Raw genomic sequence first — 25639 nt, 5'->3', positions numbered from 1 at the left:
GCGGTGTGAACCCCACGCTCCCACGTTCTGCCCCGTACGCGTCCGTTTCCGCCACCCCAAATGAACCGGTCCTGGCTCCAAGGTGAACTCTGGGCGACGAGTGTTCGAGGTCGCACCTCGACGGCTGTGGTCATGTCGCACGCCGTGCCTAACCTTGTGGCATGGACGTGAACGCGGCGGTCGCCGCAGCGGCAGCGATCGCCGGGGTGCTCACCGGTGTCATCGCCATGCTGGCGTTCCGCTGGAGCGAACGCGACCAGAAGCGACCCACCAGGACTTCCTTGCACACCGATGCCGTACTCCCGCCCGGCGTGGACACCGTACTGTCCGTGCTCCGCTCCTCGGCCGTCGTCCTCGACGAGGCCGACGCCGTCGTCAAGGCCAGCTCCGCCGCCTACGCCCTCGGGCTGGTCCGCGGCGGCAAGCTCTCGGTCGAGCCGATGCTGCAGATGGCGCGGGACACCAGACGCGACGGCGAGATACGCCAGGTCGAACTGGACCTGCCGCGGCGCGGCACCGGACGCGGCGAGGCGCTCGCCGTCTCCGCGCGCGTGGCCCCGCTCGGCTCCCGGCTGGTCCTGCTGCTGGTCGAGGACCTCACCGAGGCCCGCAAGATCGAAGCCGTACGGCGCGACTTCGTGGCCAACGTCAGCCATGAGCTGAAGACGCCCGTCGGCGCGCTCTCCCTGCTCTCCGAGGCCGTCATGGACGCCTCCGACGAGCCCGAGGCCGTCCAGCGCTTCGCCGGCCGCATGCAGATCGAGGCGACCCGGCTGACCAACCTGGTCCAGGAGCTCATCGACCTGTCGCGGGTCCAGAACGACGACCCCCTCGAGGACGCCGAACCGGTCCGGGTGGACGAACTGGTCGCCGAGGCCGTCGACCGCTGCCGCCACCAGGCGGGCACCAAGCAGATCATCATGGCCGCCGGGGGAACCGCCGACCTGCACGTCTGGGGCAACCGCGGCCAGCTCGCCGCCGCCCTCGGCAACCTGGTCGAGAACGCCGTGAACTACTCCCCGGCCCGCACCCGCGTCGGCATCGCCGCCCGCAGGATCAGCGCCCCGGGCGGCGACCTGATCGAGCTGGCCGTCACCGACCAGGGCATCGGCATCTCCGACAAGGACAAGGAGCGCATCTTCGAGCGCTTCTACCGCGTCGACCCGGCCCGCTCCCGGGCCACCGGAGGCACCGGTCTGGGTCTCGCGATCGTCAAGCACGTGGTCGCCTCGCACGGCGGGGAGGTCACGGTGTGGAGCGCCGAGAACCAGGGCTCCACGTTCACCCTCAGACTGCCGGAGGCGGGCGCGGCCCGCGACCGCGCACAGCAGCACCCCGACCTCGATGACGAGGCCGGCGGCGCCCCCGACTCATCTCCTTACGAACCGCTTCCCGCCCCGGAGGTCCTTCCGTGACCCGAGTGCTCGTCGTCGAGGACGAGGAGTCCTTCTCCGACGCCCTGTCGTACATGCTCCGCAAGGAGGGCTTCGAGGTCGCCGTCGCGGCCACCGGCCCCGACGGACTCGACGAGTTCGAGCGCAACGGCGCCGACCTCGTTCTCCTCGACCTGATGCTGCCGGGTCTGCCCGGTACGGAGGTGTGCCGTCAGCTGCGCGGCCGCTCCAACGTCCCCGTGATCATGGTGACCGCGAAGGACAGCGAGATCGACAAGGTCGTGGGGCTCGAGATAGGAGCCGACGACTACGTCACCAAGCCCTTCTCCTCCCGCGAGCTGGTCGCCCGTATCCGCGCGGTGCTGCGCCGCCGCGGCGAGCCGGAGGAGGTCACCCCGGCCGCCCTGGAGGCGGGCCCGGTCCGCATGGACGTCGACCGGCACGTGGTGACGGTCTCCGGCTCCAAGGTCGACCTCCCGCTGAAGGAGTTCGACCTGCTGGAGATGCTGCTGCGCAACGCGGGCCGCGTCCTGACCCGCATGCAGCTCATCGACCGGGTCTGGGGCGCCGACTACGTGGGCGACACCAAAACCCTGGACGTCCACGTCAAGCGCCTGCGCGCCAAGATCGAACCCGACCCGGGCGCGCCGCGCTACCTGGTGACGGTGCGCGGCCTGGGCTACAAGTTCGAGCCGTAGGCCCGACGGCGGGCAGCGCACGACGAAGGGCGGCACCCCGCACGGGGTGCCGCCCTTCGTCGTGCACGGCTGCTCAGTTGCCGGCGGCCGACTGCGACGCGGAGTCGCTCGGGGTGGCGCCGGTGGCGTCGCCGCCGGAGGCGTCCCCGCCCGAGACGGTCGCGGCGTCCGAGGCGCTCGCGGAGGCGCTCGCCTTGCCCGGCTTGCCCTTGCCGGAGGCGGTCGCGCCCGGGGCCGCGGAGGCCGAGGCGGACGGGACCTCGCTCGGGCCCCAGCCGCTGAAGTAGCTGGTGGCCGGCACCACGAAGGCGCGCAGGCTCACGTCACCGGTCTTGTCGAAGGTGAAGGTCACCTTCTGGGCGTTGCCGTCCCGGACCGCCTCGCGGCTGCTCTCCAGCACCGCGGAGGCGTTGTCCTTGCCGCCGAGGATGAGCGAGCCCTGCGGCGGAATGGTCAGGCTCTGGCCCTTGGCGGGGTGCAGCGTGGCGGTCTTGCCGGTGCCCGGGACGGCGATCGACTGCAGGGTCTGCGCGGTCTTGCCGGTGTTGAAGATGGTCGCGGACACGACGGCCGGCCCGGTCGACGTCAGGTCGGGCTGCGTGATGACCGTGGCGTTCTGGACCTTGATGCTTCCGACGCTGGTCGCCGCGTTGTCCGGCTTGATCTGCAGGGTCTGGGCGTCGTTGCCGGAGCCGCACGCGGCGAGCGAGGCGACCGAGAAGGCGATGGCGGCGGCGCCGAGGGCGCCGCGTCGAAGGCTGCTGCTCACGGCGGCGGCATCTCCTTGAACGCAGGGGCGGCTCCCGTATAAAGCCGCCCTAAGTGTCTGTCAGCGGCCTCAGGTTACCGAGCCGTTCCCGCGCGACCGCACCCGACCCTCCCCCAAGCGCCCCGCTTCCCTCCGGGTGGGGGTACCCCGGGGGCCGCAGGTGACTCACCGGTCACATTGCCGGAGCGGTCGTCCGCATTCGTATAACGCCCCCGCGACACCGAGGTCCGCATCCCGGCAACACGCTGCGCGAAATTTCCGTGAAGGAATGCGCGACCACCTCGGATATTGATCATCCGCCGCCCTTCCGGGGTCTTGTGATCAATTCCGGATTCGTCTCGGACCCGACCTCCGCCGCCGAACGGAGTAGCGGAAGTCGTACGCTTGGGAGCGGACATATCGGGACGTTCAACCTTCTGGAGGCGGCTCGGGGCGTGTGTGGCGTTCGTGTTTCGCCTCGCCCGGAGAGCCCCTCCGACCTGCGAATTCCCGCCGCCTTCCGGCTCGGACGACTCCCTCGCAGCACGTTCCTGTTGCTGTTGTCAAGCCCCGAGATATGCCCTGACCTGCGAAAACGCCATTCAGAACACGCCGTATCCGTGTTACCCTGGATAGCCACGGAAGGGGTACCTGTCACATGACGTTCAAGGTTGGCGACACCGTGGTCTATCCCCATCACGGGGCCGCGCTGATCGAGGCTATCGAAACTCGTCAGATCAAAGGCGTGGACAAGACCTACTTGGTGCTGAAGGTCGCCCAGGGTGACCTCACGGTGCGTGTGCCAGCGGACAATGCGGAGTTCGTCGGCGTGCGTGATGTGGTCGGTCAGGACGGGCTGGACCGGGTCTTCGAGGTACTGCGCGCGCCGTACGCAGAGGAGCCCACGAACTGGTCCCGTCGCTACAAGGCAAACCTGGAGAAGCTCGCCTCCGGCGATGTCATCAAGGTCGCGGAAGTCGTGCGTGACCTGTGGCGTCGCGAGCGCGAACGCGGACTCTCCGCCGGCGAGAAGCGCATGCTCGCCAAGGCCCGCCAGATCCTGGTGAGCGAACTCGCCCTCGCGGAGAACACCAACGAGGACAAGGCCGAGGCCCTGCTCGACGAGGTGCTCGCCTCCTGACGCGCGGCAGGCGGCGACCACTGCCGTCAGCACGCTCAGCACAGTGAAAATGCCGCGGTGCCCGATGACACTCACCCTGTCGCCGGGCGCTGCGGCATGTTCGTCCCCGGACATACCGGCCACCGAGCCGGGCCGCCGCGAGTGCCTGCCGTTCATCTCGGGGGAGAGCCCCCGATACTTGTCGTGCCGGGCCCGGGCAGATGGCTCGACCAGGGTCACGGAAGGGTCCGGTCGAGCGGTCGTGCCCGGCACTCTCCAGGCCATACCCACCTAGGTCGAGCACACAAACCTGACAGGAACCGATGTCTGACGATTCGCGCCCCGCACCCGCGCAGATCCCCGTCGCCGCCGTGATTCCCGCCGCCGGCCGCGGCGTACGCCTCGGCCCGGGCGCCCCCAAGGCGCTCCGCACGCTGAACGGCACGCCCATGCTGATCCACGCGGTGCGCGCCCTCGCCGCGTCCCGCCATGTCTCCCTGGTGATCGTCGTCGCGCCGCCCGACGGAGCCGCCGAGGTCAAGTCGCTGCTCGACGCGCACGCCCTCCCCGACCGGACCGACTTCCTCGTCGTGCCCGGCGGGGACAGCCGCCAGGAGTCGGTCCGGCTCGGCCTCGACGCCCTGCCGCCCGAGTACGGCGTCGTCCTCGTCCACGACGCGGCCCGCCCGCTGGTGCCGGTCGACACCGTGGACGCGGTCATCGAGGCCGTGCGCGACGGAGCGCCCGCCGTCGTTCCCGCGCTGCCGCTGGCCGACACCGTCAAGGAGGTCGGGCCCGCGGCCGTCCCCGGCGACCCCGAACCGGTCGTGGCCACGCCCGAGCGGTCCCGGCTGCGTGCCGTGCAGACTCCCCAGGGCTTCGACCGGGAGACCCTGGTCCGCGCCCACGAGACGGTCACCGAGGACGTCACGGACGACGCGAGCATGGTCGAGCGGCTCGGCCAGCGGGTCGTCACCGTCCCCGGCCACGAGGAGGCCTTCAAGGTCACCCGCCCGCTCGACCTCGTCCTCGCCGAGGCGGTCCTGGCCCGCAGGAGGCTCAACGATGGCTTCTGACGCTCCCGTGCTGCCCCAGGTCGGCATCGGCACCGACATCCACGCCTTCGAGGACGGCCGCGAGCTGTGGTGCGCCGGCCTGAAGTGGGAGGGCGAGGGACCGGGTCTGGCCGGGCACTCCGACGCGGACGTCGTCGCCCACGCCGCCTGCAACGCGCTCTTCTCCGCGGCCGGACTCGGCGACCTCGGACAGCACTTCGGCACCGGCCGCCCCGAGTGGTCCGGCGCCTCCGGGGTCACCCTGCTCACCGAGGCCGCCCGGATCGTCCGCGAGGCCGGATTCACCATCGGCAACGTCGCCGTCCAGGTCGTCGGGCCCCGCCCGAAGATCGGCAAGCGGCGGGACGAGGCGCAGAAGATCCTCTCCAAGGCGGCCGGCGCGCCGGTGTCGGTGTCCGGCGCGACGACGGACGGGCTCGGCTTCCCCGGACGCGAGGAGGGCCTGATGGCGGTCGCCACCGCGCTCGTGGTGCGGGTGCGCTGACGGCGTGCGAGGGTACCTGCAGAGTCACCGCAGACTCGAGGTAGTGGAGGTACCCATGCCCGCCGCCCTGTCCGACCGGCTCAAGTCCCTGCTCGACCGACCCGTCTTCGTCGTGGTCGGCACGATCCAGCCCGACGGCAGCCCGCAACTGTCCCCGGTGTGGGTGAAGCGGGACGGCGACCAGATCCTGTTCTCCACGACCGTCGACCGCCGCAAGAAGAAGAACATCGACCGCGACCCCCGGGTGAGCGTGGTGGTCCAGGACCCCGAGATGCCCTACGTCTACGGCGAGATCCGGGGCACCGCGGAGATCACCACCGACGGGGCCGACGGCCTCATCGACGAGCTGTCGCTGAAATACACCGGCAAGAAGTACGCCGAGTTCAACCCCGCCTCGGCCGACGACGCCGATCGGGTGGTCGTCCGGATCACGCCCAAGAAGGTCGTGGGCATGTTCTAGCCAACCGGCGCTAGGCACCTCTCCGGGCCCACTACCCTGGAGAGGTGACTATTCGCCTGTACGACACCAGCGCCCGGCAGATCCGTGACTTCGCCCCGCTCAAGCCGGGTTGTGTCTCGATCTACCTCTGTGGCGCCACGGTGCAGGCGGCCCCGCACATCGGGCACATCCGCTCGGGCCTGAACTTCGACATCATGCGCCGCTGGTTCGAGTACCGCGGCTACGAGGTGACGTTCGTCCGCAACGTCACCGACATCGACGACAAGATCATCGCCAAGGCCAAGGAGCAGAACCGGCCCTGGTGGTCGATCGGCTACGAGAACGAGCGCGCCTTCAACGACGGCTACACCGCCCTCGGCTGCCTGCCGCCCACCTACGAGCCCCGCGCCACCGGCCACGTCACCGAGATGGTCGAGATGATGCAGGGCCTCATCGAGCGCGGGCACGCCTACGCGGCCGACGGCAACGTCTACTTCGACGTACGGTCCTTCCCGCGCTACCTGGAGCTGTCGCGGCAGGAGCTGGACAACCTGCTCCAGCCGTCCGGCGAGGGCGAGACCGGCAAGCGGGACCCGCGCGACTTCGCCATGTGGAAGGCGGCCAAGCCGGGCGAGCCCACCTGGCCCACCCCGTGGGGCCCCGGCCGGCCCGGCTGGCACCTGGAGTGCTCCGCCATGGCCCACAAGTACCTGGGCAGCGCCTTCGACATCCACGGCGGCGGCCTGGACCTGATCTTCCCGCACCACGAGAACGAGATCGCCCAGGCCAAGGCCTACGGCGACGACTTCGCCCAGTACTGGGTGCACAACGCCTGGGTCACCATGGCCGGCGACAAGATGTCCAAGTCGCTCGGCAACAGCGTCCTGGTCTCCGAGATGGTCAGGCAGTGGCGCCCCGTCGTCCTGCGCTACTACCTCGGCACCCCGCACTACCGGTCGATGATCGAGTACAGCGAGGATGCGCTGCGCGACGCCGAGTCGGCGTTCGCTCGCATCGAGGGCTTCGTGCAGCGCGTGGTCGAACTGGCCGGGGGAGTGGTCGAACCGGCCGCCGAGGTCCCGCCCGCGTTCGCCGACGCCATGGACGACGACCTGGGCGTCCCGCAGGCCCTCGCCGTGGTGCACACCACCGTCCGGCAGGGCAACAGCGCGCTGGCCGCCGACGACAAGGAGGCCGCCGTCGCGCGGCTCGCCGAGGTGCGGGCCATGCTCGGTGTCCTCGGCCTCGACCCGCTCGCCCCGCAGTGGGCCGGCGAGAGCGACCGGGGCGAGGACCTCCACGGCGTCGTCGACAGCCTCGTACGCCTCGTCCTCGAGCAGCGCGAGTCCGCTCGCGGGCGCAAGGACTGGGCCACCGCCGACGCCATCCGCGACCAGCTCAACCAGTCCGGACTGGTCATCGAGGACAGCCCGCAGGGCCCGCGCTGGAGCCTCGGCCAGCGCTGAACCCGCGGACGATCCGGTGATCGATTGTGCCGTCCGGCCCTCCGGGCGGCACACTGCATAGACGTACGAACACTTCCGTCAGAGAACAGGTAGGTCATGGCCGCGAACAACCGCCGCATGTCCGGCAAGAAGGGCGCGCAGGTCGGCAGTGGCGGCCAGCGGCGCAAGGGCCTTGAAGGCAGGGGCCCGACCCCGCCCGCCGAGATGCGCAAGGGCCACAAGAAGAACCGCGTCGCCAACGCCAAGGCGAAGCAGGCCGTGCGCCGCCCCGTGGCCCGGGGCCGCGGCGGCAAGTCCGCCTCCGAGCTGGTCGTCGGCCGCAACCCGGTCGTCGAGGCGTTGCGCGAGGGCGTGCCCGCGTCCACGCTGTACGTGCAGCAGTTCATCGACAACGACGAGCGCGTCCGCGAGGCCCTCCAGCTCGCCGCCGAGCGCGGCGGGATCAACCTCATGGAGGCCCCGCGCCCGGAGCTCGACCGGATGACCAACGGCCTGAACCACCAGGGTCTGGTCCTGCAGGTCCCGCCGTACGAGTACGCGCACCCCGAGGACCTCACCGCGGCGGCCTACGACGAGGGCGAGGACCCGCTGATCGTCGCCCTCGACGGCGTCACCGACCCGCGCAACCTCGGCGCGGTCGTCCGTTCCGTCTCCGCCTTCGGCGGGCACGGCGTGGTCGTCCCCGAGCGCCGCTCGGCCGGGATGACCGCCGGCGCGTGGAAGACCTCCGCCGGTACGGCCGCCCGTACCCCGGTCGCCCGCGCCACCAACCTCACCCGCACCCTGGAGGCCTGCAAGAAGGCCGGCATCACGGTCGTCGGCCTCGCCGCCGACGGCGAGGTGGAGCTCGGTGACCTGGAGGCGCTGGGTGGCCCGGTGGTCATCGTGGTCGGCTCCGAGGGCAAGGGCCTGTCCCGCCTGGTCGGCGAGACCTGCGACTACCGGGTCCGCATCCCGATGCCGGGTGGCGCGGAGTCGCTGAACGCCGGTGTGGCGGCGGGCATCGTGCTGTACGAGGCGGCGCGCCGCCGAAGCTGACGTGACGTCACGCGGACGGGACTGAACGCCCGTCCGCAACTTCACCCGCACGGGGGAATTCCGGTGTTCATGGGGTGTTCCGGACACCTTTGACGGGGTCCGGACACATCCGCCCCGTCACGGCAGTGTCCTAACTCCACGTCACTCGGTTAGATGAGTGTGGACACCAGAACACCCCGCACACCCACGGGGGACCGCTCGTCGGGGTACGACGACGCTCCCGCGCTGAGCATGGTGAAGGTGCCGAGCGATCCGGCGCAGGTCATCGTCACCCACGCCAGCTTCCGCGTGCAGCTGGGCGCGTCGTCGAGGCGCAGCCAATCCCCGCGGATCGCCCGGCACCTGAGTGCCGCCCAGGACGCCGCCCACATGCCGTCCATGGGCGCGGCGGGCCGGGCCGGGGCGGCCGGCCGCCGCCGGCCCGTCGTGTGGAGCGGCAGGTCCGCCCCCGACGACACCGGCGCCCACCGGCTGCTCCAGGCAGTGCGGGGCAGCAGCGTCCGCCACTCCGAGGAGACCGGCCGCGAAGCCGGCGCCACCCAGGTCATCCCCCGCGTAGGCGGCGGGTACCCCGGCGCCTACGACGGCCTCGACGAGACCGCGCAGACCCCCGTCGTCGGTCACCAGCGCACCTCCCCGGACGACGGCACCCGGCTGCTGCCGCCCCTGCGCGGCGGCGGCAGCGCCTACGACGAACCGGGCTACGCCGAGTCGGCCTACAGCGACTCCGGGTACGAAGAACCGGCCTACGGCGACGACGAGTTCGACGACTACGAGGACTCCGCCGAGGCGGCCGGCGACCGCCCCCGCCGCGGCAGGCGGCACAGCGACGACCCGGCCCGGCACGCCTACTATCCGGGCCGCCGGATGAACCTCGGTGTCGTCCTGCTCCCGCTGCGCGTCTTCCTCGGCTTCATCTCCATCTACGCCGGCATGGGCAAGCTGTGCGACCCCGTCTACTTCGACGGCGGCAAGCGCGGCTCCATGGTCACCTGGCTCAACACCCTGCACCCGTGGGAAGTGGCCGAGCCGCTGCGCCAGTTCGCCCTGCACCACCCCATCGGCTCCGGGCTGGTCATCGCCTTCCTCCAGGTGGTCGTCGGTGTCCTGACCATCGCCGGCTGCTGGCAGCGGGTCGCGGCCGTCGTGGGCGCCCTGCTCTCCGCCGCACTGATCGTCACCGTGAGCTGGAAGACGGTCCCGGCCTACGACGCGCCCGACATCATCTACCTGGCCGCCTGGTCCCCGCTGATCATCGCCGGCGCCCCGGTCTACTCGGTCGACGGCCGACTCGCCGGCAGCGCCTGGCGCCGGCTCGGGCCCCGCTCCGACATCTGGGAGCTGCGCCGCTACGTCCTGCGCCGCGGCGCCCTCGTCACCGCGGTCACCGTCGGCCTCACCCTGCTCGTCGGCTCCCTGCTGGGCGGCGCGGTGCGCGACTCCAGCCGGGTCGTCGTCCCCGGCCCGGGCGAGGCCCCCCGCAACAACGCGCCCGGCTCCCCGCTCCCGAAGAAGCCCGGCCAGGGCCGGCGGACGTCCCCGCCAGCCTCCAGGGCACCCAGCGGCGGCGCCACCACCAGCCCGTCCGGAGCGGCGACGACGCCCGGTGCGAGCCGCGGCAGCTCCGGCGCCACCACGACGACGCCCAGCCAGACCCAGGGCACCACGGGCCGGGTCCCGCCCCGCCCGAGCTCCCCGGCCGGCGGCGCCCCGAGCACCACGGCGGGACCGACCAGCACCGGTGGCGGCTCGACGGGCGGCAGCGACTCGACCGGCGGCACCGGATCGGGCGGCAGCACCTCCTCCGGCCAGCCCGGCCTGGTGGGCGGCCTGCTCGGCTAGCCCGCCGTACCCCCGCCGTACCGACGGCGAAGGGCCCGTACCACCGCGGTACGGGCCCTTCGGCGTGTTCGGCGTACGGCCGGGCTACCGTCCCAGAGCCGCGAGTTCCTTGGCCGCCTCGGCGAGGTCCTTCGCGGTGTCGATGGCCCGCCAGTAGGCGCCCTGCGGGATCGGGAAGCCCGCCAGCTGACGCTCGCGGGCCAGCCTCGGGAAGGTCGTCCGCTCGTGGTCGCCCCGCTCGGGCAGCAGGCCGGCGAACTCGGGCGAGAACACGTAGACACCCGCGTTGATCTCGAACGTCGACGGCGGGGACTCGATGAAGTCCGTGATGTGCCCGAAGCCGTCGGTCCGCACCGCGCCCCAGGGGATCCGCGGCCTGGCCAGCGCCAGCGTGGCGACGGCGTCCCGCTCGGTGTGGAAGTCGGCCATGTCCCGCAGGGAGAAACGGGTCCAGATGTCGCCGTTGGTGGCGTACCAGGGCCGGTCGGGGTGGGGCAGACGCGCGGCGGCGTACTTCAGGCCGCCACCGCGGCCGAGGGGCTCCGTCTCGACGACGGTGGTGACGGACACCGGGAGATCGGCCGAGTCCAGCCACTTCTCCAGGACCTCGGCGAGGTGGCCGCAGGAGACCACCACGTCCGTCACGCCCTCCTCGGCGAGCCAGGCCAGCTGATGGCCGATGATCGGAGTACCCGTGCCCGGGATCTCGACCATCGGCTTGGGCCGGTCGTCGGTGTAGGGGCGCAGCCGTGAGCCCTGGCCACCGGCCAGGACGACGGCTTGAGTGGGGCGCGACGCCGCGTTCGGATGGGTCATGCCCCGAACTGTACGTGGCCCCCCGGCCGGGGTTCGGACCGCGACCGGCGCACCGGCAGCGCCCGCGCACGGGGGCACCGGCTCGGGGTGGAGCCGGTGCCCGCTTCCCGGTCGCCGCTCAGCTGTGCGCGGTCAGCACACCGGAGGCGAAGGACGTGTCACAGACCGGGCGGGCGTACGACTGGGCGCGCGAGGGGCCGTAGATGCGCACGGCGGCCTTGCCCAGGGCGCGGGCGATGGAGCCGCAGTGCCTGGCCAGTGACGGGTGTCCGTTGACCGCCTGCTGGAGGTGGGTCAGGACCACGCCCGGGTCCTTGTCCTGCAGCTCGGTCATCAGCTGGTCACGGAGCACGTCCTGCGGGGCGCGGGAGACGGCCTTGGAGGAGACGGACGCCGAGGAGACGTCCGAGGCCATGAGCACCGAGCTGGATGAACTCCCCGTCCAGTTGACCCGGGTGACCGCGAGGGTTCCGGAGAGCACCAGGACGACGGGCAGGACGAGGGCGAGCGTGCGGCCGATACGGCGGGCAGGGCCGCCCCGATGGCCGTGTCGCGTCTGAGGGATGGTGGAGTGCTTCACGCGTGTGAGGGTAGCGCCCGGTAATGATTTGGCGACATTTAGTCACCCTTATGGGCGATGAAGTGCCGCTACTTTCTGGGTAAGGGGTTGACGCCGACCGCCCGAAATGATCGCTCTGCCGGGGTATATCTCCGCAACGGAAGAGGCCCCGCGGCAGTTCGCGGGGCCTCTGGCGTCAACGTGACCGGTTCATCCCGGATTCACCCGGGGTTTCGCGGCCGGAGCGCGGCTCAGTCGGTGAGCCGCTCGCCCGTGGAGGTCGAGAACACGTGGGTCTCGCCCGGACGCGGCACGACGTGCAGCGTGGCGCCCTTGTCCGGCACCTGGCGGCCGTTGACCCGGACCACCAGGTCCTTGACCTCGCCGCCGACCTCGGCGGTGCCGTAGACGTAGCCGTCGGCGCCCAGCTCCTCGACGACGTTCACGGAGACGGCGAGACCGGCCGGAGCGTCCTCGGAGTCCTTGGACAGCGTGGTGGCGGCGGCACCGCCGCCCAGCTCGACCACGTCGAAGTGCTCGGGCCTGACACCGACGGTGACCGTGCGGTCGCCCTTGTCGGCGGCGGCCTTCAGCGCGTCCCGGTTCACCGGCACCACGCTGTTGCCGAACTTCACACCGCCGTCGGTGATCGGGACCTCGACCAGGTTCATGGCCGGGGAGCCGATGAAGCCGGCGACGAAGAGGTTCGCGGGCTTGTCGTACATGTTGCGCGGGGAGTCGACCTGCTGGAGCAGACCGTCCTTGAGCACGGCCACCCGGTCGCCCATCGTCATGGCCTCGACCTGGTCGTGGGTGACGTAGACGGTGGTGATGCCGAGGCGGCGCTGCAGCGAGGCGATCTGCGTACGGGTGGACACGCGGAGCTTGGCGTCCAGGTTGGACAGCGGCTCGTCCATGAGGAAGACCTGCGGCTCACGCACGATGGCGCGGCCCATGGCGACACGCTGGCGCTGACCGCCGGAGAGCGCCTTCGGCTTGCGGTCCAGGTACTCCGTGAGGTCGAGGATCTTCGCGGCCTCTTCGACCTTCTGCCGGATCTCCGCCTTGTTGACGCCGGCGATCTTGAGCGCGAAGCCCATGTTGTCGGCGACCGTCATGTGCGGGTACAGGGCGTAGTTCTGGAACACCATGGCGATGTCCCGGTCCTTGGGCGGCAGGTGCGTGACGTCGCGGTCACCGATGCGGATCGCGCCGCCGTTGACGTCCTCCAGGCCCGCGAGCATGCGCAGGGAGGTGGACTTTCCGCAGCCCGACGGGCCGACCAGGACGAGGAACTCGCCGTCCTCGATCGCGATCTCGAGACCGTCGACGGCGGGCTTGGTGGAACCCGGGTAGATCCGGGTCGCCTTGTCGAACGTGACAGTGGCCATGGTGAATGGGCCCCCTTCTACCGGCAGGAACGTGCCGGACGATCCGTTGTAGGAAGGTGGTTGGTGTAGTCCACCGAAGTGAACCGGCTCAGGACGCTACCTGGCGCCACGCGGTCTGTCAGTACCCGCAGCCCTGTGAACTTCGCGGAAATTGCCCACGGAGGCAGAGCGCCACTCTTTTGACCTGCTTCGCTTCCTGCTTCAACGCCCACCGCCTGCCACACACAACCCTGGCGGGCTGCGCCTGGCCGGTCTCACAGGGACTCCACAGGCATTCCGGCCGACGGCCCGTCGGTCCGTACCGCAAAATGGCGGGTGTCCGTCCCCTTGACGTGCCCCTTCAGCGGAGTCGCCTTGCGCGCGGGGTGCTTGCTGCGGTCGCCGATGCCGAGATCCTCACGCTTGATGCTTCGCGCTGTGCCGCCCCTCACGGCTTCCGGCTTCTCCGCCACGTCCCCCATGAACCCCTCCCGGTGATCCGCTCGCTCTTCGGAAGAGCACGTCAGATCGATCAACGAACGGGTGCACGGATGGTTACGCGCGGTCCCGGAACCTGCCGAGCGCGACAAACTCCGTGCCTGGAGAATGGGGCTCTGTGTACAGTGGATCCGCCTCCGCGTACGGCGTCGTAGTGCGCGGTGCCTCCTTAGCTCAGCTGGCCAGAGCAAGATCCTTGTAAGATCGAGGTCGTCGGTTCGAATCCGACAGGGGGCTCCACACGACAGGGCCACCCGCACTCACCGGTGCGGGTGGCCCTTTTCGTGCCGTCTCGGGTCAGCCGGTTCGCAGCAGGGTTCCGAGCACCTCGCGCAGCACGCCCTCCGGGTCGGGTACGGCGCCCGTCGCGCGCCAGGCCACGAAGCCGTCCGGGCGGACGAGGACCGCGCCGTCGGCGGTGACGCCGTGCAGCTCGGCCCAGTCGGCGGAGTCGTCCTCGTAGGTCAGGTCCGCGTCCGCGCCCGGGCCGACGCGGTAGGCGTCCAGGCGTACGCCGTCCGCCGCGGCGATCCCGCGGGCCGCCGTGTACCAGCCCGCGTCGTCCGGGGCGTCGCTGAGGAGGACGAGGGAGCGCTCGTAGAGGTCCAGGGTGGACAGCCGGCGGTTGGCGCGGCGCAGCCACAGGTGCGGGGCGCGGGTGCCGGGGCGGCCGGTGAGGTCGAGGGCGTCGGGGACGATCGGCCGGTCGGGGTCGGCGCCGAGGACGGCGCCGTGGGGGTAGTGGTAGCCGAGGACCACGTTGAGGATGCCGCCGCGCTTGCTTCCGCCGACGCCGGGGGCGGGGGCGAAGCCGGGGTGGCTGTGCTCGACGGAGCGGGCGGAGGCGCGGGCGCTGGTGGCGATGGCGACCGGGCGGCGCTCGGTGTCGTAGGTGGCGAGGAGGGCGGGGTCCGCCCAGCCGTCGAGGACGGCGGCGAGTTTCCAGGCGAGGTTGTGGGCGTCCTGGATGCCGGTGTTGGAGCCGAAGGCGCCGGTGGGTGACATCTCGTGGGCGGAGTCGCCGGCGAGGAAGACGCGGCCGCGGGAGTAGCGGTCGGCCACTCGTTCGGCGGCGCGCCAGGACGCCTTTCCGGTGATTTCGACGTCGAGGCCGGGGACGCCGACGGCTCGGCGGATGTGGCGCTGGAGCCGTTCCTCGGTGAACTCCTCGAGGGTCTCGCCGCGCTCGGGGTGCCAGGGGGCGTGGAAGACCCAGTGCTCCTTGTTGTCGACGGGAAGCAGGGCGCCGTCGGCCTCGGGGTCGGTGAGGTAGCAGCAGATGAAGCGGCGGTCGCCGACGGTGTCGGCCAGCCGGGTGGAGCGGAAGGTGACGCTGACGTTGGCGAAGAGGTCGCCGGGGCCGCTCTGTCCGATGCCGAGGGCGCCCCGGACGGGGCTGCGGGGGCCGTCGGCGGCGACGAGGTAGTCCGCCCGGACGGTGTAGCGCTCCTCGGTGCCGCGGTCGAGGATCACGGCCGTCACTCCGTCGGCGTCCTGTTCGAAGGACTCCATCTGGTGGAAGTAGCGCAGGTCGCCGCCGAGTTCGCGGGCGCTGTCGACGAGGACTGGCTCGAGGTCGTTCTGGCTGCACAGGCACCAGCCGGTGGGGCTGAACCTGGCGAGTCCGCCGCCGGGGTCGATGTGCTTGAAGAGCCATTCGCCGGCGTCACCCACGAGGGTGGGCGTCTGCAGGATGCCGTGGTTGTCGGCGAGGAGTGAGGCCGCCGCCTTGATGTCCGGTTCGATGCCGGCCACCCGGAGGAGCTCCATCGTGCGGACGTTGTTGCCGCGTCCGCGTGGGTGGATGGAGGTGCCGGAGTGCCGCTCGACGAGCATGTGCCGGACACCGAGACGGCCCAGGAAGACGGACGTGGACAGGCCCACCAGGGAGCCGCCCACGATGAGGACGGGGACCCGGTGGTCGGCTTTCTGATGCATCGAAGCCTCCAGAGGCAAGGGGGGCGCGGGTGGGAGGGCCTGTGTGTGTTCTTGCCCGGTGGCGATGGCTCCGCGTGCCCAATCACCCACGTGGTTCATACGAGTCGCGGGCGTGAGGGGTCCGGCACAGGATCAAGGAACGCTGCCGTCGCGTCAGTCGCGCGGCATCGACTCTGCCCCGCGAAGGAGATGTGTACAGGATGACCACGACGTCTGAACGTCCTTCAGCCAAGCCGGCCCGTGAGGTGTCGAAGCGTGTCTCGCAGTCCGTCTTCGACGGCTCGCGGCTCCGGGTGGTGCTGCTGGTCGATGTCCACGACGGTGCGCAGCAGCAGTTCCTGGAGGCATACGAGCAGCTGTGCAACCAGGTCGCGTCGGTGCCGGGCCATGTGAGCGACCAGCTCTGCCAGTCCATCGAGAACCCGTCCCAGTGGCTCATCACGAGCGAGTGGGAGAGTGCGCCGCCGTTCCTCACCTGGGTGAACAGCGAGGAGCACGTGCGGATGGTGGAGCCGCTGCACAGCTGCGTCCGGGACACCCGGTCGCTGCGGTTCCACGTGGTGCGTGAGACCGGTGGCGCCGCGCCGCAGGCCGAGCCGGGGCAGCGCCGGCTGCAGGCTCACCCGCGCATCGGCGACGGTGTGATCCGGCACGCGCTGACCTTCACCGTCAAGCCCGGCAGTGAGAAGAAGGTCGCGGAGATCCTCTCGGACTACGCCTCGCCCGAGGCCCGGGTGGACGACACCACGCGGCTGTGCCGGACCTCGCTGTTCATGCACGGCAACCGCGTGGTGCGGGCCATCGAGGTGCGGGGCGACCTGCTCGCGGCGCTGCGGCACGTGGCCCGGCAGCCCGAGGTGCGGGCCGTGGAGGAGGCGATCAACCCGTATCTGGAGCAGGAGCGGGACCTCGACGACCAGGAGTCGGCCCGGATGTTCTTCACCCGTGCGGCGCTGCCGGCCGTGCACCACGTGAGCGCGGGTGACCACCAGGAGGGGCTGCGCCAGGCCCTGTACTACGCGGCCCGGCCGGGCCGGGGAATGCGGCTGGCGGAGCTGCTGGCGCGGGCCGACTCGGAGTCCGCGGACGACCCGGCCAGCCCGGTGCTGCGCAGCACGGTGTTCCAGCGTGACGACGTCGTGGTGCGGCTGGTCGACGTCCGTTCCGAGCAGGGTGCCGAGGCGGTGCCGCTGCCGGCGCGGGTGGCTGCCGAGGTGCGTGAACTGCTGGACGCCGAGGCCGCGCGTATGGACCTGATCACCGACCGCCGTTCGCCCGAAGCCTGATCCGGCTCGGCGGCTCCTTCCAGCACCCAGCGCCGTACGCGGCACAGACACCGGAGGAAACGTTGTCCATCAAACCCCGTCCGAAAATCGTGGACCTCAGTGAGGTCGAGCCCAACGTCCGGCGAGGTGGCGACCTGCGCGCCATGCTCACCCCTGCCACGGTCGGTTCCACCAGCGGCTTCATGGGCGTGGCCATCGTGCAGCCCGGTGACCGCATCGGTGAGCACTACCACCCGTACTCGGAGGAGTTCGTCTACGTCGTCTGCGGCCAGCTCGAGGTGGACCTGGACGACGAGCCGCACTCGCTGCGGCCCGAGCAGGGTCTGATGATCCCGGCGCACATGCGGCACCGGTTCCGCAACGTCGGGAACGTGGAGGCGCGGATCGTCTTCCACCTGGGTCCGCTGGCGCCGCGTCCGCAGCTCGGTCATGTCGACACCGAGGAGACGGAGATCATCGGGGCCGCCGCGGTGGTCACGGAGCCGGCCGCGGCGGGTGCCGCCCGCGACCGAGGTCAGGTCCGGTCATGACCCGGCGCGTGGCGGTCACTGGCATAGGCATCGTGGCTCCGGGTGGTATCGGCGTACCGGCTTTCTGGGATCTGCTTGCCAACGGCCGGACCGCGACGCGGGGCATCACCTTCTTCGATCCCTCGGGGCTGCGGTCGCGGATAGCGGCGGAGTGCGACTTCGATCCGGCGGCGCACGGCCTGGACGAGGAGCAGGTCGTGCGGGCGGACCGGTACATCCAGTTCGCCCTGGTCGCCGGGGAGGAGGCGGTCCGGGACTCAGGGATCGACCTGTCGGCGGAGGACCCGTGGCGCGTGGGTGTCTCGGTGGGCACCGCGGTGGGTGGTACGACCCGGCTGGAGAACGACTACGTCCTGGTCAGCCACCGTGGTGAGCGCTGGGACGTCGACCATCGGGAGGCGGAGCCGCAGCTGCACCGGGCGTTCTCGCCGAGCACGGTCGCCTCCGCGGTGGCGGAGCGTTTCGGCGCGCAGGGTCCGGTGCAGACCGTCTCGACCGGCTGCACCTCGGGCCTGGACGCCGTCGGTTACGCCTTCCATACGGTCGAGGAGGGCCGGGCCGACATCTGCATAGCCGGGGCGTCGGACTCGCCGATCTCCCCGATCACCATGGCCTGCTTCGACGCGATCAAGGCCACGTCCCCGAACAACGACGATCCGGCGCACGCCTCCCGGCCCTTCGACAACAACCGTGACGGGTTCGTCATGGGCGAGGGCGGCGCGGTGCTCGTCCTGGAGGAGCTGGAGCACGCCCGGGCCCGCGGCGCGCACGTCTACTGCGAGCTCGGCGGCTACGCCACCTTCGGCAACGCCTACCACATGACCGGCCTGACCAGCGAGGGTCTGGAGATGGCCCGGGCGATCGACATGGCCCTCGGCCACGCCCGGCTGGACCCCACGGCGATCGACTACGTCAACGCCCATGGCTCCGGCACCCGGCAGAACGACCGCCACGAGACGGCGGCCGTGAAGCGGGCGCTCGGCCACCATGCCTACGACACCCCCATGAGCTCCATCAAGTCGATGGTGGGGCACTCCCTCGGGGCGATCGGGGCGATCGAGGTGGTCGCGTGCGTGCTGGCCCTCGCCAAGCAGGTCGTACCCCCGACCGCGAACTACGAGATCCCCGACCCCGAGTGCGACCTGGACTACGTCCCGCGTGTCGCCCGCGACCGGAAGCTGAGCAGCGTCCTGTCCGTGGGCAGCGGGTTCGGCGGCTTCCAGTCCGCGGTGGTCCTGACCCGTTCCAGGGAGTGAGGACACGATGAGTGCTCCGCATGAACGGCGCGCGGCCGTCACCGGCATCGGGGTGGTCGCGCCCAACGGAACCAGCACCGACACGTTCTGGAAGGCCACCCAGGAAGGCCTCAGTGTCCTCGACCGGGTCACCCGGGAGGGCTGTGAGCACCTTCCGCTGAAGGTGGCCGGCGAGGTCCGCGGCTTTGAACCGGCGGCGACCATCGACGAGCGGTTCCTCGTCCAGACCGACCGGTTCACGCACTTCGCCCTGGCCGCCGCGGACTTCGCGCTGGAGGACGCCCGGCTGGGGCAGGCCGACACCTCCGGGGAGCCGTACTCCATCGGGGTGGTCACCGCGGCCGGTTCCGGCGGCGGTGAGTTCGGCCAGCGCGAGCTCCAGCAGCTCTGGGGCAAGGGCAGCCGGTTCGTCGGCCCGTACCAGTCCATCGCCTGGTTCTACGCCGCGAGCACCGGCCAGATCTCCATCCGCCGTAAGTTCAAGGGCCCCTGCTCGGTCGTCGCCTCCGACGAGGCCGGCGGTCTGGACGCCCTCGCGCACGCCGCCCGGGCGGTGCGGCGCGGCACCGATGTGATGGTGGCCGGTTCCACCGAGGCGCCGCTGGCGCCGTACTCGGTGGTCTGCCAGCTCGGCTACGAGGAGCTGAGCACGGTCACCGATCCGTCCCGCGCCTACCGCCCGTTCACGGACACCGCGTGCGGTTTCGTACCGGCCGAGGGCGGCGCGATGCTCGTGGTGGAGGCGGAGACCTCGGCGCGTGAGCGCGGCGCGGACGTGCGGGCCTACGTCGCGGGCCACGCGGCGACCTTCACCGGTGCCTCCCGCTGGGACCGGTCCCGGGACGGGCTGGCGCAGGCCATCAGGCAGGCGCTGGACGAGGCCGGCTGTGCTCCCGAGGAGGTCGACGTCGTCTTCGCCGACGCTCTCGGGGTGCCGGAGGCGGACCGGGCCGAGGCCCTCGCGCTCGCCGACGTCCTCGGCGCGCGCGGCACCCGGGTACCGGTCACCGCGCCGAAGACCGGTATCGGCCGGGGCTACTGCGCGGCTCCGGTGCTGGACACCGCGGCGGCGGTGCTCGCGATGGAGCACGGCCTGATCCCGCCCACCCCCAACGTCGCCGACGTCTGCCACGACCTCGACCTCGTGACGGGCCGCGCCCGCGTCGCCGAGCTGCGTACGGCGCTGGTGCTCAGCCGTGGACTCATGGGGTCGAACTCGGCGCTCGTGCTCCGGCACGGCGCCGTGAAGTGAGGACAGCAAAGGAGGAGAGCAATGCCGCAGATCACCGTGGAAGAACTCGCCGCGCTGATGAAGAAGGCTGCCGGGGTCACCGTCAGCCCGCAGCAGCTCCAGGACATGCCGGACACCGGATTCGACGTCCTCGGCATCGACTCGCTCGGCCTGCTCGGCATCGTCGGCGAGCTGGAGAACACGCACGGCACCCCGATGCCGATCGACGCGGAGCGCTGCAAGACACCCCAGCAGTTCCTCAACCTCGTCAACAGCACCTTGATGGCAGGAGCCTGAGATGGCAGGACACACGCAGAACGAGATCACCATCGCCGCGCCGCTCGACCTGGTCTGGGACATGACCAACGACCTGGAGAAGTGGCCGCAGCTGTTCAGCGAGTACGCGTCCGTCGAGATCCTCTCCCGGGAGGGGAAGAAGACGACGTTCCGGCTGACCATGCACCCGGACGAGAACGGCACGGTCTGGAGCTGGGTCTCCGAGCGCGAGCCCGACCGCAAGGCCCGCACCGTGAAGGCCCGCCGGGTCGAGACCGGCCCGTTCGCCCACATGGACATCCTCTGGGAGTACGAGGAGGTCGCGGCCGGCACCCGGATGGTCTGGACGCAGGACTTCGCGATGAAGCCGGACGCCCCGGTCGACGACGACTGGATGACCGACAACATCAACAGGAACTCCAAGGTCCAGATGGCCCTCATCCGGGAGAAGATCGAGAAGGCGGCCGCCGGACGGCGTCCCGCGCCCGCCCTGGCCGACTAGCCGGAGGAAGGACCGAGACCATGCACCAGGCACTGATCGTCGCGCGCATGGCCCCGGGCTCCGCCCCGGACATCGCCAAGGTGTTCGAGGAGTCCGACCGGGGAGAGCTGCCCCACCTCGTCGGTGTGGTGCGGCGCAGCCTCTTCCAGTTCGGCGATGTGTACATGCACCTCGTCGAGTCCGAGCGCGACCCCGGGCCCGCCATCGCCAAGGTGACCGGGCACCCCGAGTTCCGTGACATCAGCGAGCGTCTGACGGCGTACGTCAGCGCGTACGACCCGGAGACCTGGCGGTCTCCCAAGGACGCGATGGCACAGCGCTTCTACGTCTGGGAGCGCGACTGAGCCGTACGGCACCCCCGGACGGCCACCGGCCGCCGGGCCCGCAGCGTCGCGGGCCCGGCGGCCGGTGGCCTGTGCCGTCACGTCCGTGTCAGGCGGGCACGTGGCAGTCGAACGCGTGCAGGTACGGGTTGACCGGACTGATGTCGCCCACCTTCAGGCCCGCCGAGGTCAGCCTGCTCACCATGGAGTCGGTGGTGTGCTTGGCCCCGCCGACGTTGAGGAGCAGCAGCAGGTCCATGGCGGTGCTGAAACGCATCGAGGGGGTGTCGTCCACCAGGTTCTCGATGACGACGACCCGGGTGCCCGGGCCGCCCGCCTCCACGACGTTGCGCAGCGTGCGGGACGTGCTCTCGTCGTCCCACTCCAGGATGTTCTTGATGATGTAGACGTCGGCCTGGACCGGGATCGCGTCCCGGACGTCGCCGGGCACGATCCGCGCGCGGTCGGCGAGGTCGCCGCCCTGACGCAGCCGCGGCAGAGCGTTCTCGACCACCCGGGGCAGGTCGAGCAGGCTGCCGCGCATCGACGGGTACTTGTCCAGCAGGCAGGCCACCACATGCCCCTGGCCGCCGCCGATGTCCGCGACCGACTTGGCCCCGGACAGGTCGAGCAGGGCCGCGACCTCGCGCGCGGACTGCTCGCTGGAGCGGGTCATGGCGCGGTTGAAGACGTCCGCGGACTCCGGGGCGTCCTCGTTGAGGTAGGTGAAGAACTCCTTGCCGTACAGGCCCTCGACGACGTTGTCGCCGGTGCGCACGGCCTCGTCCAGCTTGGGCCAGGCGTCCCAGGTCCACGGTTCGGTGCACCACAGGGCGATGGCACGCAGGCTGTTGGGGTCGTCCTCGCGCAGCAGCCGGGACATGCCGGTGTGCGCGAAGGTGCCGTCCGGCCGCTCGGCGAAGACGTCGTAGCAGGACAGTGCCCGCAGCAGCCGGCGCAGGGGCTTGGGTTCGGTCTTGACCGCGGCGGCGAGGTCCTCGGCGGTCATCGGGGTGTCGTCGAGGGCGTCGGCGACGCCCAGCCGGGCGGCGGCCCGGACGGCGGCGGACACGGCCGCGCCGAACACGAGTTCGCGCAGCCGCATGGGAGGCGGTGGTGCTGTTTCAGCGGACGTCATCTGCCGCCCTCTCTCTTTCCTTGGCCTTCGTCGGTCCAGCAGTGGCAGCGCCCGTGCGGTCAGCACAGGCCCGCGGGCTTGGAAGCCCGGCAGGAGTTGCGCTCGAAGGAGTTGGTCTTGCCGGTCTCGGTGCTCACCAGGTCGGCGGGGGAGTTCTCCGAGAGGACGTTGCCGTCGACGCGGTTGTCGGTGCCGGCCACGCCCACGAAGCTCTTGAACAGCACGATGCCGCCGGACAGCGGGGACTTGCCGGAGTTGCCGGTGACCCAGTTCCGGGAGACCCGGGCCTGCTCGGTGCCGGTCAGGACGATGCCGGAGCCCTTCAGGGCGGGCAGCCGCTCGGTCTTCGGGCAGGACCTGTTGTTCGCGACGACCTGGTTGGCGGTGACGTCCAGGTGGCCGGCCTTGGGCTTGTTCTCGTCACCGACCACGAAGACCCCGGCGCAGTTGCCGGAGACGTAGTTCCGGGCGACGGTCAGGTTCCGCAGCCGGCGTACGGTGACGCCGATCCGGTTGCCCTCAAGACGGTTGTGCGACACCAGGGTCTGCTTGGCGTCGTAGGCGCCGGCCTCCTCCTGGATGGTGTTGGCGAGGAACACGCCCGCGTCACCGTTGCCGTGCGCGTAGTTGTCCCGCAGCAGGCTGCGCACCGACCGCTCCTCGGCGATGCCCCACACGCCGTTGTCCGCGGCGTTCACCCCGCGCACGGTCAGGCCGTCGGTCGCCATGCCGAACACCCCGGTGCGGCTGAACTTGGTCACCTTCAGGTCGGCGACGGTGACGCCCTTGACGTCCTTCGTCTTGGTGCCCAGCACACAGATGCCGTTGCCGCCCTCGGCGCAGCTCTTCGCGATCTTCTTGGCAGGCTTCTTGGAGGACTTCTTCGCAGCCTTCGTGGCCTTCTTCGTGGCCTTCTTCGTGGCCTTCTTCGCGGCCTTCTTGGCGTTCGCCTTGGCGGGCTTCTTGGCGGGCTTCTTGGCGGCGGGCTCGATGACCGTCCCGGAACCCACGCCCCGCAGGGTCACGTGGGGGGTGCGGATCGTCACGCTCTCGTGGTAGGTGCCGGCGAGCACCAGAACCGTGTCGCCGGCCTCGGCGGCGTCGACCGCCTTCTGGATCGACTCGCCGGGGCGGACCACCAGGGTCGAGTGGGCGGCCACCGCGGGGGCCGCGCTGAGGCCGGTGCCGAGGAGGGCGGCGGAGCACGCGAGATATGCGATGTGGCATCTCTTCATATCGCGTACGGTATGGCTGGTTTATCCTTATATGGCCGGATAGGCCATCCGGCGGCGTGTCAGGAACGGCGCGGGCGGCGGACCGGGACCGGGAGCGCCGGCCGCTGTTCCCGGGCCGGTGGTGACCCGTTCGGCCCCGCCGGGCACCGCCCCCGCGATGCCACCCGGACGGCGCATCCCGCGAAGTGGCGGGGACGGTCGCCCGCCGGGCCCGGCGGAGGGCCGGTGGCCGGACTCGCCAGGCGCCCCGAACCCCGTGGCGACCATACTGTCGGTTGTGAACCGGGTCATCCGCGCACGGCGAGGTCTCCGGGCGGCCGCGGCCTATGTGCGCAGCGCCCCGGGCACCTACGTGTGGCTGACCATCCTGTTCGTCACCACCGTCGCCCTGCACCACATGTCACCGGCGTTCGAGCAGGACTTCCTGAGGCAGCGTTCGACCAACATCCACGAGCTGTCGCGGAACCCGCTGCGGGTGCTGATCACCAGCGCGATGTGGATCGACAGCGGGCACTGGCTGCCGTACGCCGTGCTGTACACCGTCTTCCACGCCCAGGCGGAGCGCTGGCTCGGATCCTTGCGCTGGCTCGCGGTGTGCGTTGCCGCGCACGTGCTCGCCACGCTGGTCAGCGAGCTGGCCCTGCTCCAGGCGATCCACGACGGCCACGCCCCGCCCTCCGCCGTCAACACCCTGGACATCGGCGTGAGTTACGCGCTGGCCGGGGTGATGGCGGTGCTCACCTACCGGATCGCGGCACCCTGGCGGTACCTGTACCTCGCGTCCCTGCTCGCCTTCTACGCCGTGCCGCTGGCCGCGAGCCGTACCTTCACCGACTTCGGGCACTTCCTGGCCGTCCTGGTGGGTCTCGCGTGCCGTCCGCTGGTCAGGGGCCGCGGAAAAGCATGGAATCCGAAGGAGACACTGGCCGCTCCCAGGGGTTAACGTCCCGGCCATGAGCAGCTCGGCAACCAGTGTCGTCAACGGTGGGATCTCCTTCTGGTACGCGGACGACGGCCTCCCCGCGGTGCGCGAACCGCTGTCCGGGGACGCCTCGGCCGACGTCGTCGTCGTCGGCGGCGGCTACACGGGACTGTGGACCGCGTACTACCTGAAGAAGGCCGCCCCCTTCCTGCGGATCACCGTCCTGGAGCAGAAGTTCTGCGGGTACGGCGCCTCCGGCCGCAACGGCGGCTGGCTCTACAACGGGATCGCGGGCCGCGACCGGTACGCGAAGCTGCACGGCCACGAGGCCGCCGTACGCCTGCAGCGGGCGATGAACGACACCGTGGCCGAGGTGGTCGCCGTCACCGAGGCGGAGGGCATCGACGCCGGTGTGCACCGGGGCGGGGTACTGGAAGTGGCGACCACCCCGGCCCAGTTGGCGCGGCTGCGGGCCTTCCACGAGCACGAGCTGTCGTTCGGCGAGAAGGACCGCGAGCTGTACGGTGCCCGGCAGACCGCGGAGCGGATCAGGGTGGCCGGCGCGGTGGGTTCGAGCTGGACCCCGCACGGCGCCCGGCTGCACCCGGTGAAGCTGGTCAAGGGGCTCGCGGCGGCCGTGGAGGCGCTGGGGGTGGTCATCCACGAGTCGACCCCGGTCACCGAGATCCGGCCCAAGCACGCCGTGACCCCGTACGGCACGGTCCGCGCGCCCTACGTGCTGCGCTGCACGGAGGGCTTCACCGCCTCGCTCAGCGGCCAGCGGCGGACCTGGCTGCCGATGAACTCCTCGATGATCGCCACCGAGCCGCTCACCGACGAGCAGTGGGCGGCGATCGGCTGGGACGGCCGGGAGACGCTGGGCGACATGGCCCACGCCTACATGTACGCGCAGCGCACCGCCGACGGCCGGATCGCGCTGGGCGGACGCGGAGTGCCGTACCGCTTCGGCTCGCGCACCGACAACGACGGCCGCACCCAGGACGGGACGGTCGAGGCCCTGCGGGAGATCCTGACCCGCTTCTTCCCGGCCCTCGCGGGCGTGCGGGTCGAGCACGCCTGGTCCGGTGTGCTCGGCGTCCCGCGCGACTGGTGCGCCACGGTCACCCTCGACCGGTCCACCGGGCTCGGCTGGGCGGGCGGCTACGTCGGCTCGGGCGTCGCCACCGCCAATCTGGCCGCCCGCACCCTGCGCGACCTAGTGCGGCAGGACTCGGGCCAGGCCGGCCGCACCGGGCTGACGGACCTGCCCTGGGTGAACCACAAGGTCCGCAAGTGGGAGCCGGAACCCTTCCGCTGGCTCGGCGTGCACGGCATGTACGCCACCTACCGCGCCGCCGACCGGCGCGAACTGCTCCGCCCGGGCAGCGGTTCCTCCCGGCTGGCACGGGTGGCCGACCGGGTGGCGGGCCGGAGCTGACCGGGGTGACCGGGCC

The 25639-nt window shown here is 71.1% G+C and carries 26 protein-coding genes and 1 tRNA gene; 19 read left to right on the top strand and 8 right to left on the bottom strand.

From position 1 onward, the window contains the following. The first annotated feature begins 161 nt into the window (after positions 1-161). A complete protein-coding gene (locus ABZ478_RS14395; protein ID WP_359548775.1) occupies positions 162-1415 on the top strand; it encodes an ATP-binding protein in 1254 nt (417 codons plus the stop codon). Beyond that, positions 1412-2092: a response regulator transcription factor gene (locus ABZ478_RS14390; protein WP_010358452.1), complete on the top strand. Its 681-nt coding sequence runs from the start codon at positions 1412-1414 to the stop codon at positions 2090-2092. Before ABZ478_RS14395 ends, ABZ478_RS14390 begins: the two co-directional genes overlap by 4 nt. A 73-nt stretch (positions 2093-2165) precedes the next feature. On the opposite strand, the gene ABZ478_RS14385 is transcribed toward ABZ478_RS14390, so the two are convergent. Continuing rightward, on the bottom strand, positions 2166-2861 hold the full coding sequence (locus ABZ478_RS14385) for a DUF461 domain-containing protein (protein WP_359548772.1): 696 nt from the start codon (positions 2859-2861) through the stop codon (positions 2166-2168). A 637-nt stretch (positions 2862-3498) separates the two neighbouring features. Here ABZ478_RS14385 and ABZ478_RS14380 point away from each other — a divergent pair. From ABZ478_RS14380 to ABZ478_RS14350, 7 genes are all read left to right on the top strand, one after another. Further along, positions 3499-3981, top strand: a complete 483-nt coding sequence (locus ABZ478_RS14380) for a CarD family transcriptional regulator (RefSeq protein ID WP_003953493.1) — start codon at positions 3499-3501, stop codon at positions 3979-3981. Positions 3982-4283: 302 nt separating this feature from the next. Then, positions 4284-5036: a 2-C-methyl-D-erythritol 4-phosphate cytidylyltransferase gene (gene ispD, locus ABZ478_RS14375; RefSeq protein WP_359548769.1), complete on the top strand. Its 753-nt coding sequence runs from the start codon at positions 4284-4286 to the stop codon at positions 5034-5036. Next, the gene (gene ispF / locus ABZ478_RS14370) at positions 5026-5520 is read left to right on the top strand and encodes a 2-C-methyl-D-erythritol 2,4-cyclodiphosphate synthase (RefSeq protein ID WP_359548768.1); all 495 of its coding nucleotides are present in this window, start codon (positions 5026-5028) and stop codon (positions 5518-5520) included. Before ispD ends, ispF begins: the two co-directional genes overlap by 11 nt. 55 nt (positions 5521-5575) lie before the next feature. After that, positions 5576-5980, top strand: a complete 405-nt coding sequence (locus ABZ478_RS14365; RefSeq protein ID WP_359548766.1) for a PPOX class F420-dependent oxidoreductase — start codon at positions 5576-5578, stop codon at positions 5978-5980. Positions 5981-6024: 44 nt separating this feature from the next. Next, on the top strand, positions 6025-7425 hold the full coding sequence (cysS, locus tag ABZ478_RS14360) for a cysteine--tRNA ligase (protein WP_359548764.1): 1401 nt from the start codon (positions 6025-6027) through the stop codon (positions 7423-7425). Between the two features lie 96 nt (positions 7426-7521). Next, a complete protein-coding gene (rlmB, locus tag ABZ478_RS14355) occupies positions 7522-8463 on the top strand; it encodes a 23S rRNA (guanosine(2251)-2'-O)-methyltransferase RlmB (protein ID WP_359548761.1) in 942 nt (313 codons plus the stop codon). A 153-nt stretch (positions 8464-8616) separates the two neighbouring features. Further along, positions 8617-10305 carry a DoxX family membrane protein gene (locus ABZ478_RS14350; RefSeq protein ID WP_359548759.1) on the top strand — a complete coding sequence of 563 codons (1689 nt, stop codon included), beginning with the start codon at positions 8617-8619 and terminating at the stop codon, positions 10303-10305. 84 nt (positions 10306-10389) lie between these two features. On the opposite strand, the gene ABZ478_RS14345 is transcribed toward ABZ478_RS14350, so the two are convergent. The 4 genes from ABZ478_RS14345 to ABZ478_RS14330 form a co-directional block, all read right to left on the bottom strand. Next, a complete protein-coding gene (locus ABZ478_RS14345; protein ID WP_359548757.1) occupies positions 10390-11121 on the bottom strand; it encodes a nucleotidyltransferase family protein in 732 nt (243 codons plus the stop codon). Positions 11122-11239: 118 nt separating this feature from the next. Beyond that, the gene (locus ABZ478_RS14340; protein WP_359548754.1) at positions 11240-11701 is read right to left on the bottom strand and encodes a hypothetical protein; all 462 of its coding nucleotides are present in this window, start codon (positions 11699-11701) and stop codon (positions 11240-11242) included. A 230-nt stretch (positions 11702-11931) separates the two neighbouring features. Continuing rightward, positions 11932-13071: a diacetylchitobiose ABC transporter ATP-binding protein MsiK gene (gene msiK, locus ABZ478_RS14335; protein WP_359548753.1), complete on the bottom strand. Its 1140-nt coding sequence runs from the start codon at positions 13069-13071 to the stop codon at positions 11932-11934. 254 nt (positions 13072-13325) lie between these two features. Beyond that, on the bottom strand, positions 13326-13532 hold the full coding sequence (locus ABZ478_RS14330) for a hypothetical protein (protein WP_359548751.1): 207 nt from the start codon (positions 13530-13532) through the stop codon (positions 13326-13328). 179 nt (positions 13533-13711) lie between these two features. Between ABZ478_RS14330 and ABZ478_RS14325 the strand changes: the two genes are divergently transcribed. Then, positions 13712-13788 (top strand) — tRNA-Thr (locus ABZ478_RS14325). 57 nt (positions 13789-13845) lie between these two features. Here the strand turns inward: ABZ478_RS14325 and ABZ478_RS14320 are convergent. Next, positions 13846-15486 (bottom strand): FAD-dependent monooxygenase, encoded by a 1641-nt coding sequence (locus tag ABZ478_RS14320; RefSeq protein WP_359548749.1) that lies wholly within the window; start codon positions 15484-15486, stop codon positions 13846-13848. A 200-nt stretch (positions 15487-15686) separates the two neighbouring features. Here ABZ478_RS14320 and ABZ478_RS14315 point away from each other — a divergent pair, with 200 nt between their 5' ends. From ABZ478_RS14315 to ABZ478_RS14285, 7 genes are all read left to right on the top strand, one after another. Further along, entirely contained in the window at positions 15687-16772 is a 1086-nt protein-coding gene (locus tag ABZ478_RS14315; protein WP_359548747.1) for a SchA/CurD-like domain-containing protein, read from the top strand. 89 nt (positions 16773-16861) lie between these two features. Beyond that, positions 16862-17302, top strand: a complete 441-nt coding sequence (locus ABZ478_RS14310) for a cupin domain-containing protein (protein WP_359548994.1) — start codon at positions 16862-16864, stop codon at positions 17300-17302. Then, on the top strand, positions 17299-18558 hold the full coding sequence (locus tag ABZ478_RS14305; protein ID WP_359548745.1) for a beta-ketoacyl-[acyl-carrier-protein] synthase family protein: 1260 nt from the start codon (positions 17299-17301) through the stop codon (positions 18556-18558). The genes ABZ478_RS14310 and ABZ478_RS14305 overlap by 4 nt, the downstream gene beginning before the upstream one ends. Before the next feature lie 7 nt (positions 18559-18565). After that, a complete protein-coding gene (locus tag ABZ478_RS14300; protein WP_359548742.1) occupies positions 18566-19810 on the top strand; it encodes a ketosynthase chain-length factor in 1245 nt (414 codons plus the stop codon). Positions 19811-19831: 21 nt separating this feature from the next. Further along, positions 19832-20086, top strand: a complete 255-nt coding sequence (locus tag ABZ478_RS14295; protein ID WP_359548740.1) for an acyl carrier protein — start codon at positions 19832-19834, stop codon at positions 20084-20086. A gap of 1 nt (position 20087) precedes the next feature. Continuing rightward, on the top strand, positions 20088-20567 hold the full coding sequence (locus ABZ478_RS14290; protein WP_358930663.1) for an SRPBCC family protein: 480 nt from the start codon (positions 20088-20090) through the stop codon (positions 20565-20567). 20 nt (positions 20568-20587) lie between these two features. Next, positions 20588-20911 (top strand): TcmI family type II polyketide cyclase, encoded by a 324-nt coding sequence (locus tag ABZ478_RS14285; RefSeq protein ID WP_199211023.1) that lies wholly within the window; start codon positions 20588-20590, stop codon positions 20909-20911. 88 nt (positions 20912-20999) lie between these two features. Here the strand turns inward: ABZ478_RS14285 and ABZ478_RS14280 are convergent, their stop codons facing one another. Both ABZ478_RS14280 and ABZ478_RS14275 read right to left on the bottom strand, forming a co-directional pair. After that, positions 21000-22028 carry a methyltransferase gene (locus ABZ478_RS14280; RefSeq protein WP_359548738.1) on the bottom strand — a complete coding sequence of 343 codons (1029 nt, stop codon included), beginning with the start codon at positions 22026-22028 and terminating at the stop codon, positions 21000-21002. Positions 22029-22087: 59 nt separating this feature from the next. Continuing rightward, positions 22088-23263, bottom strand: a complete 1176-nt coding sequence (locus ABZ478_RS14275; protein WP_359548736.1) for a right-handed parallel beta-helix repeat-containing protein — start codon at positions 23261-23263, stop codon at positions 22088-22090. Positions 23264-23540: 277 nt separating this feature from the next. On the opposite strand from ABZ478_RS14275, the gene ABZ478_RS14270 reads away from it, so the two are divergent. Together ABZ478_RS14270 and ABZ478_RS14265 are read left to right on the top strand one after the other, a co-directional pair. Next, positions 23541-24206 (top strand): rhomboid-like protein, encoded by a 666-nt coding sequence (locus ABZ478_RS14270; RefSeq protein ID WP_359548735.1) that lies wholly within the window; start codon positions 23541-23543, stop codon positions 24204-24206. Positions 24207-24216: 10 nt separating this feature from the next. Further along, positions 24217-25623, top strand: coding sequence for an FAD-dependent oxidoreductase (locus ABZ478_RS14265; RefSeq protein ID WP_359548732.1), 1407 nt, complete (start codon positions 24217-24219; stop codon positions 25621-25623). Positions 25624-25639 lie beyond the last annotated feature (16 nt).

It is taken from the genome of Streptomyces sp. NPDC005706 (genome assembly GCF_040631045.1).
In the GTDB taxonomy this organism is placed as follows: domain Bacteria; phylum Actinomycetota; class Actinomycetes; order Streptomycetales; family Streptomycetaceae; genus Streptomyces.
Note: the sequence above shows the minus strand (reverse complement) of the source record. Positions and strands in the feature narration are given on the sequence as shown.

Coding starts and splice junctions, on each gene's coding strand:
- msiK (WP_359548753.1), bottom strand. CDS start 13,071: ATGGCCACTGTCACGTTCGACAAGGCGACCCGGATCTACCCGGGTTCC.
- ABZ478_RS14285 (WP_199211023.1), top strand. CDS start 20,588: ATGCACCAGGCACTGATCGTCGCGCGCATGGCCCCGGGCTCCGCCCCG.
- ABZ478_RS14350 (WP_359548759.1), top strand. CDS start 8,617: ATGAGTGTGGACACCAGAACACCCCGCACACCCACGGGGGACCGCTCG.
- ABZ478_RS14290 (WP_358930663.1), top strand. CDS start 20,088: ATGGCAGGACACACGCAGAACGAGATCACCATCGCCGCGCCGCTCGAC.
- rlmB (WP_359548761.1), top strand. CDS start 7,522: ATGGCCGCGAACAACCGCCGCATGTCCGGCAAGAAGGGCGCGCAGGTC.
- ispF (WP_359548768.1), top strand. CDS start 5,026: ATGGCTTCTGACGCTCCCGTGCTGCCCCAGGTCGGCATCGGCACCGAC.
- ABZ478_RS14300 (WP_359548742.1), top strand. CDS start 18,566: ATGAGTGCTCCGCATGAACGGCGCGCGGCCGTCACCGGCATCGGGGTG.
- ABZ478_RS14380 (WP_003953493.1), top strand. CDS start 3,499: ATGACGTTCAAGGTTGGCGACACCGTGGTCTATCCCCATCACGGGGCC.
- ABZ478_RS14280 (WP_359548738.1), bottom strand. CDS start 22,028: ATGACGTCCGCTGAAACAGCACCACCGCCTCCCATGCGGCTGCGCGAA.
- ABZ478_RS14265 (WP_359548732.1), top strand. CDS start 24,217: ATGAGCAGCTCGGCAACCAGTGTCGTCAACGGTGGGATCTCCTTCTGG.
- ABZ478_RS14275 (WP_359548736.1), bottom strand. CDS start 23,263: ATGAAGAGATGCCACATCGCATATCTCGCGTGCTCCGCCGCCCTCCTC.
- ABZ478_RS14365 (WP_359548766.1), top strand. CDS start 5,576: ATGCCCGCCGCCCTGTCCGACCGGCTCAAGTCCCTGCTCGACCGACCC.
- ABZ478_RS14315 (WP_359548747.1), top strand. CDS start 15,687: ATGACCACGACGTCTGAACGTCCTTCAGCCAAGCCGGCCCGTGAGGTG.
- ABZ478_RS14345 (WP_359548757.1), bottom strand. CDS start 11,121: ATGACCCATCCGAACGCGGCGTCGCGCCCCACTCAAGCCGTCGTCCTG.
- ABZ478_RS14395 (WP_359548775.1), top strand. CDS start 162: ATGGACGTGAACGCGGCGGTCGCCGCAGCGGCAGCGATCGCCGGGGTG.
- ispD (WP_359548769.1), top strand. CDS start 4,284: ATGTCTGACGATTCGCGCCCCGCACCCGCGCAGATCCCCGTCGCCGCC.
- ABZ478_RS14320 (WP_359548749.1), bottom strand. CDS start 15,486: ATGCATCAGAAAGCCGACCACCGGGTCCCCGTCCTCATCGTGGGCGGC.
- ABZ478_RS14295 (WP_359548740.1), top strand. CDS start 19,832: ATGCCGCAGATCACCGTGGAAGAACTCGCCGCGCTGATGAAGAAGGCT.
- ABZ478_RS14330 (WP_359548751.1), bottom strand. CDS start 13,532: ATGGGGGACGTGGCGGAGAAGCCGGAAGCCGTGAGGGGCGGCACAGCG.
- ABZ478_RS14305 (WP_359548745.1), top strand. CDS start 17,299: ATGACCCGGCGCGTGGCGGTCACTGGCATAGGCATCGTGGCTCCGGGT.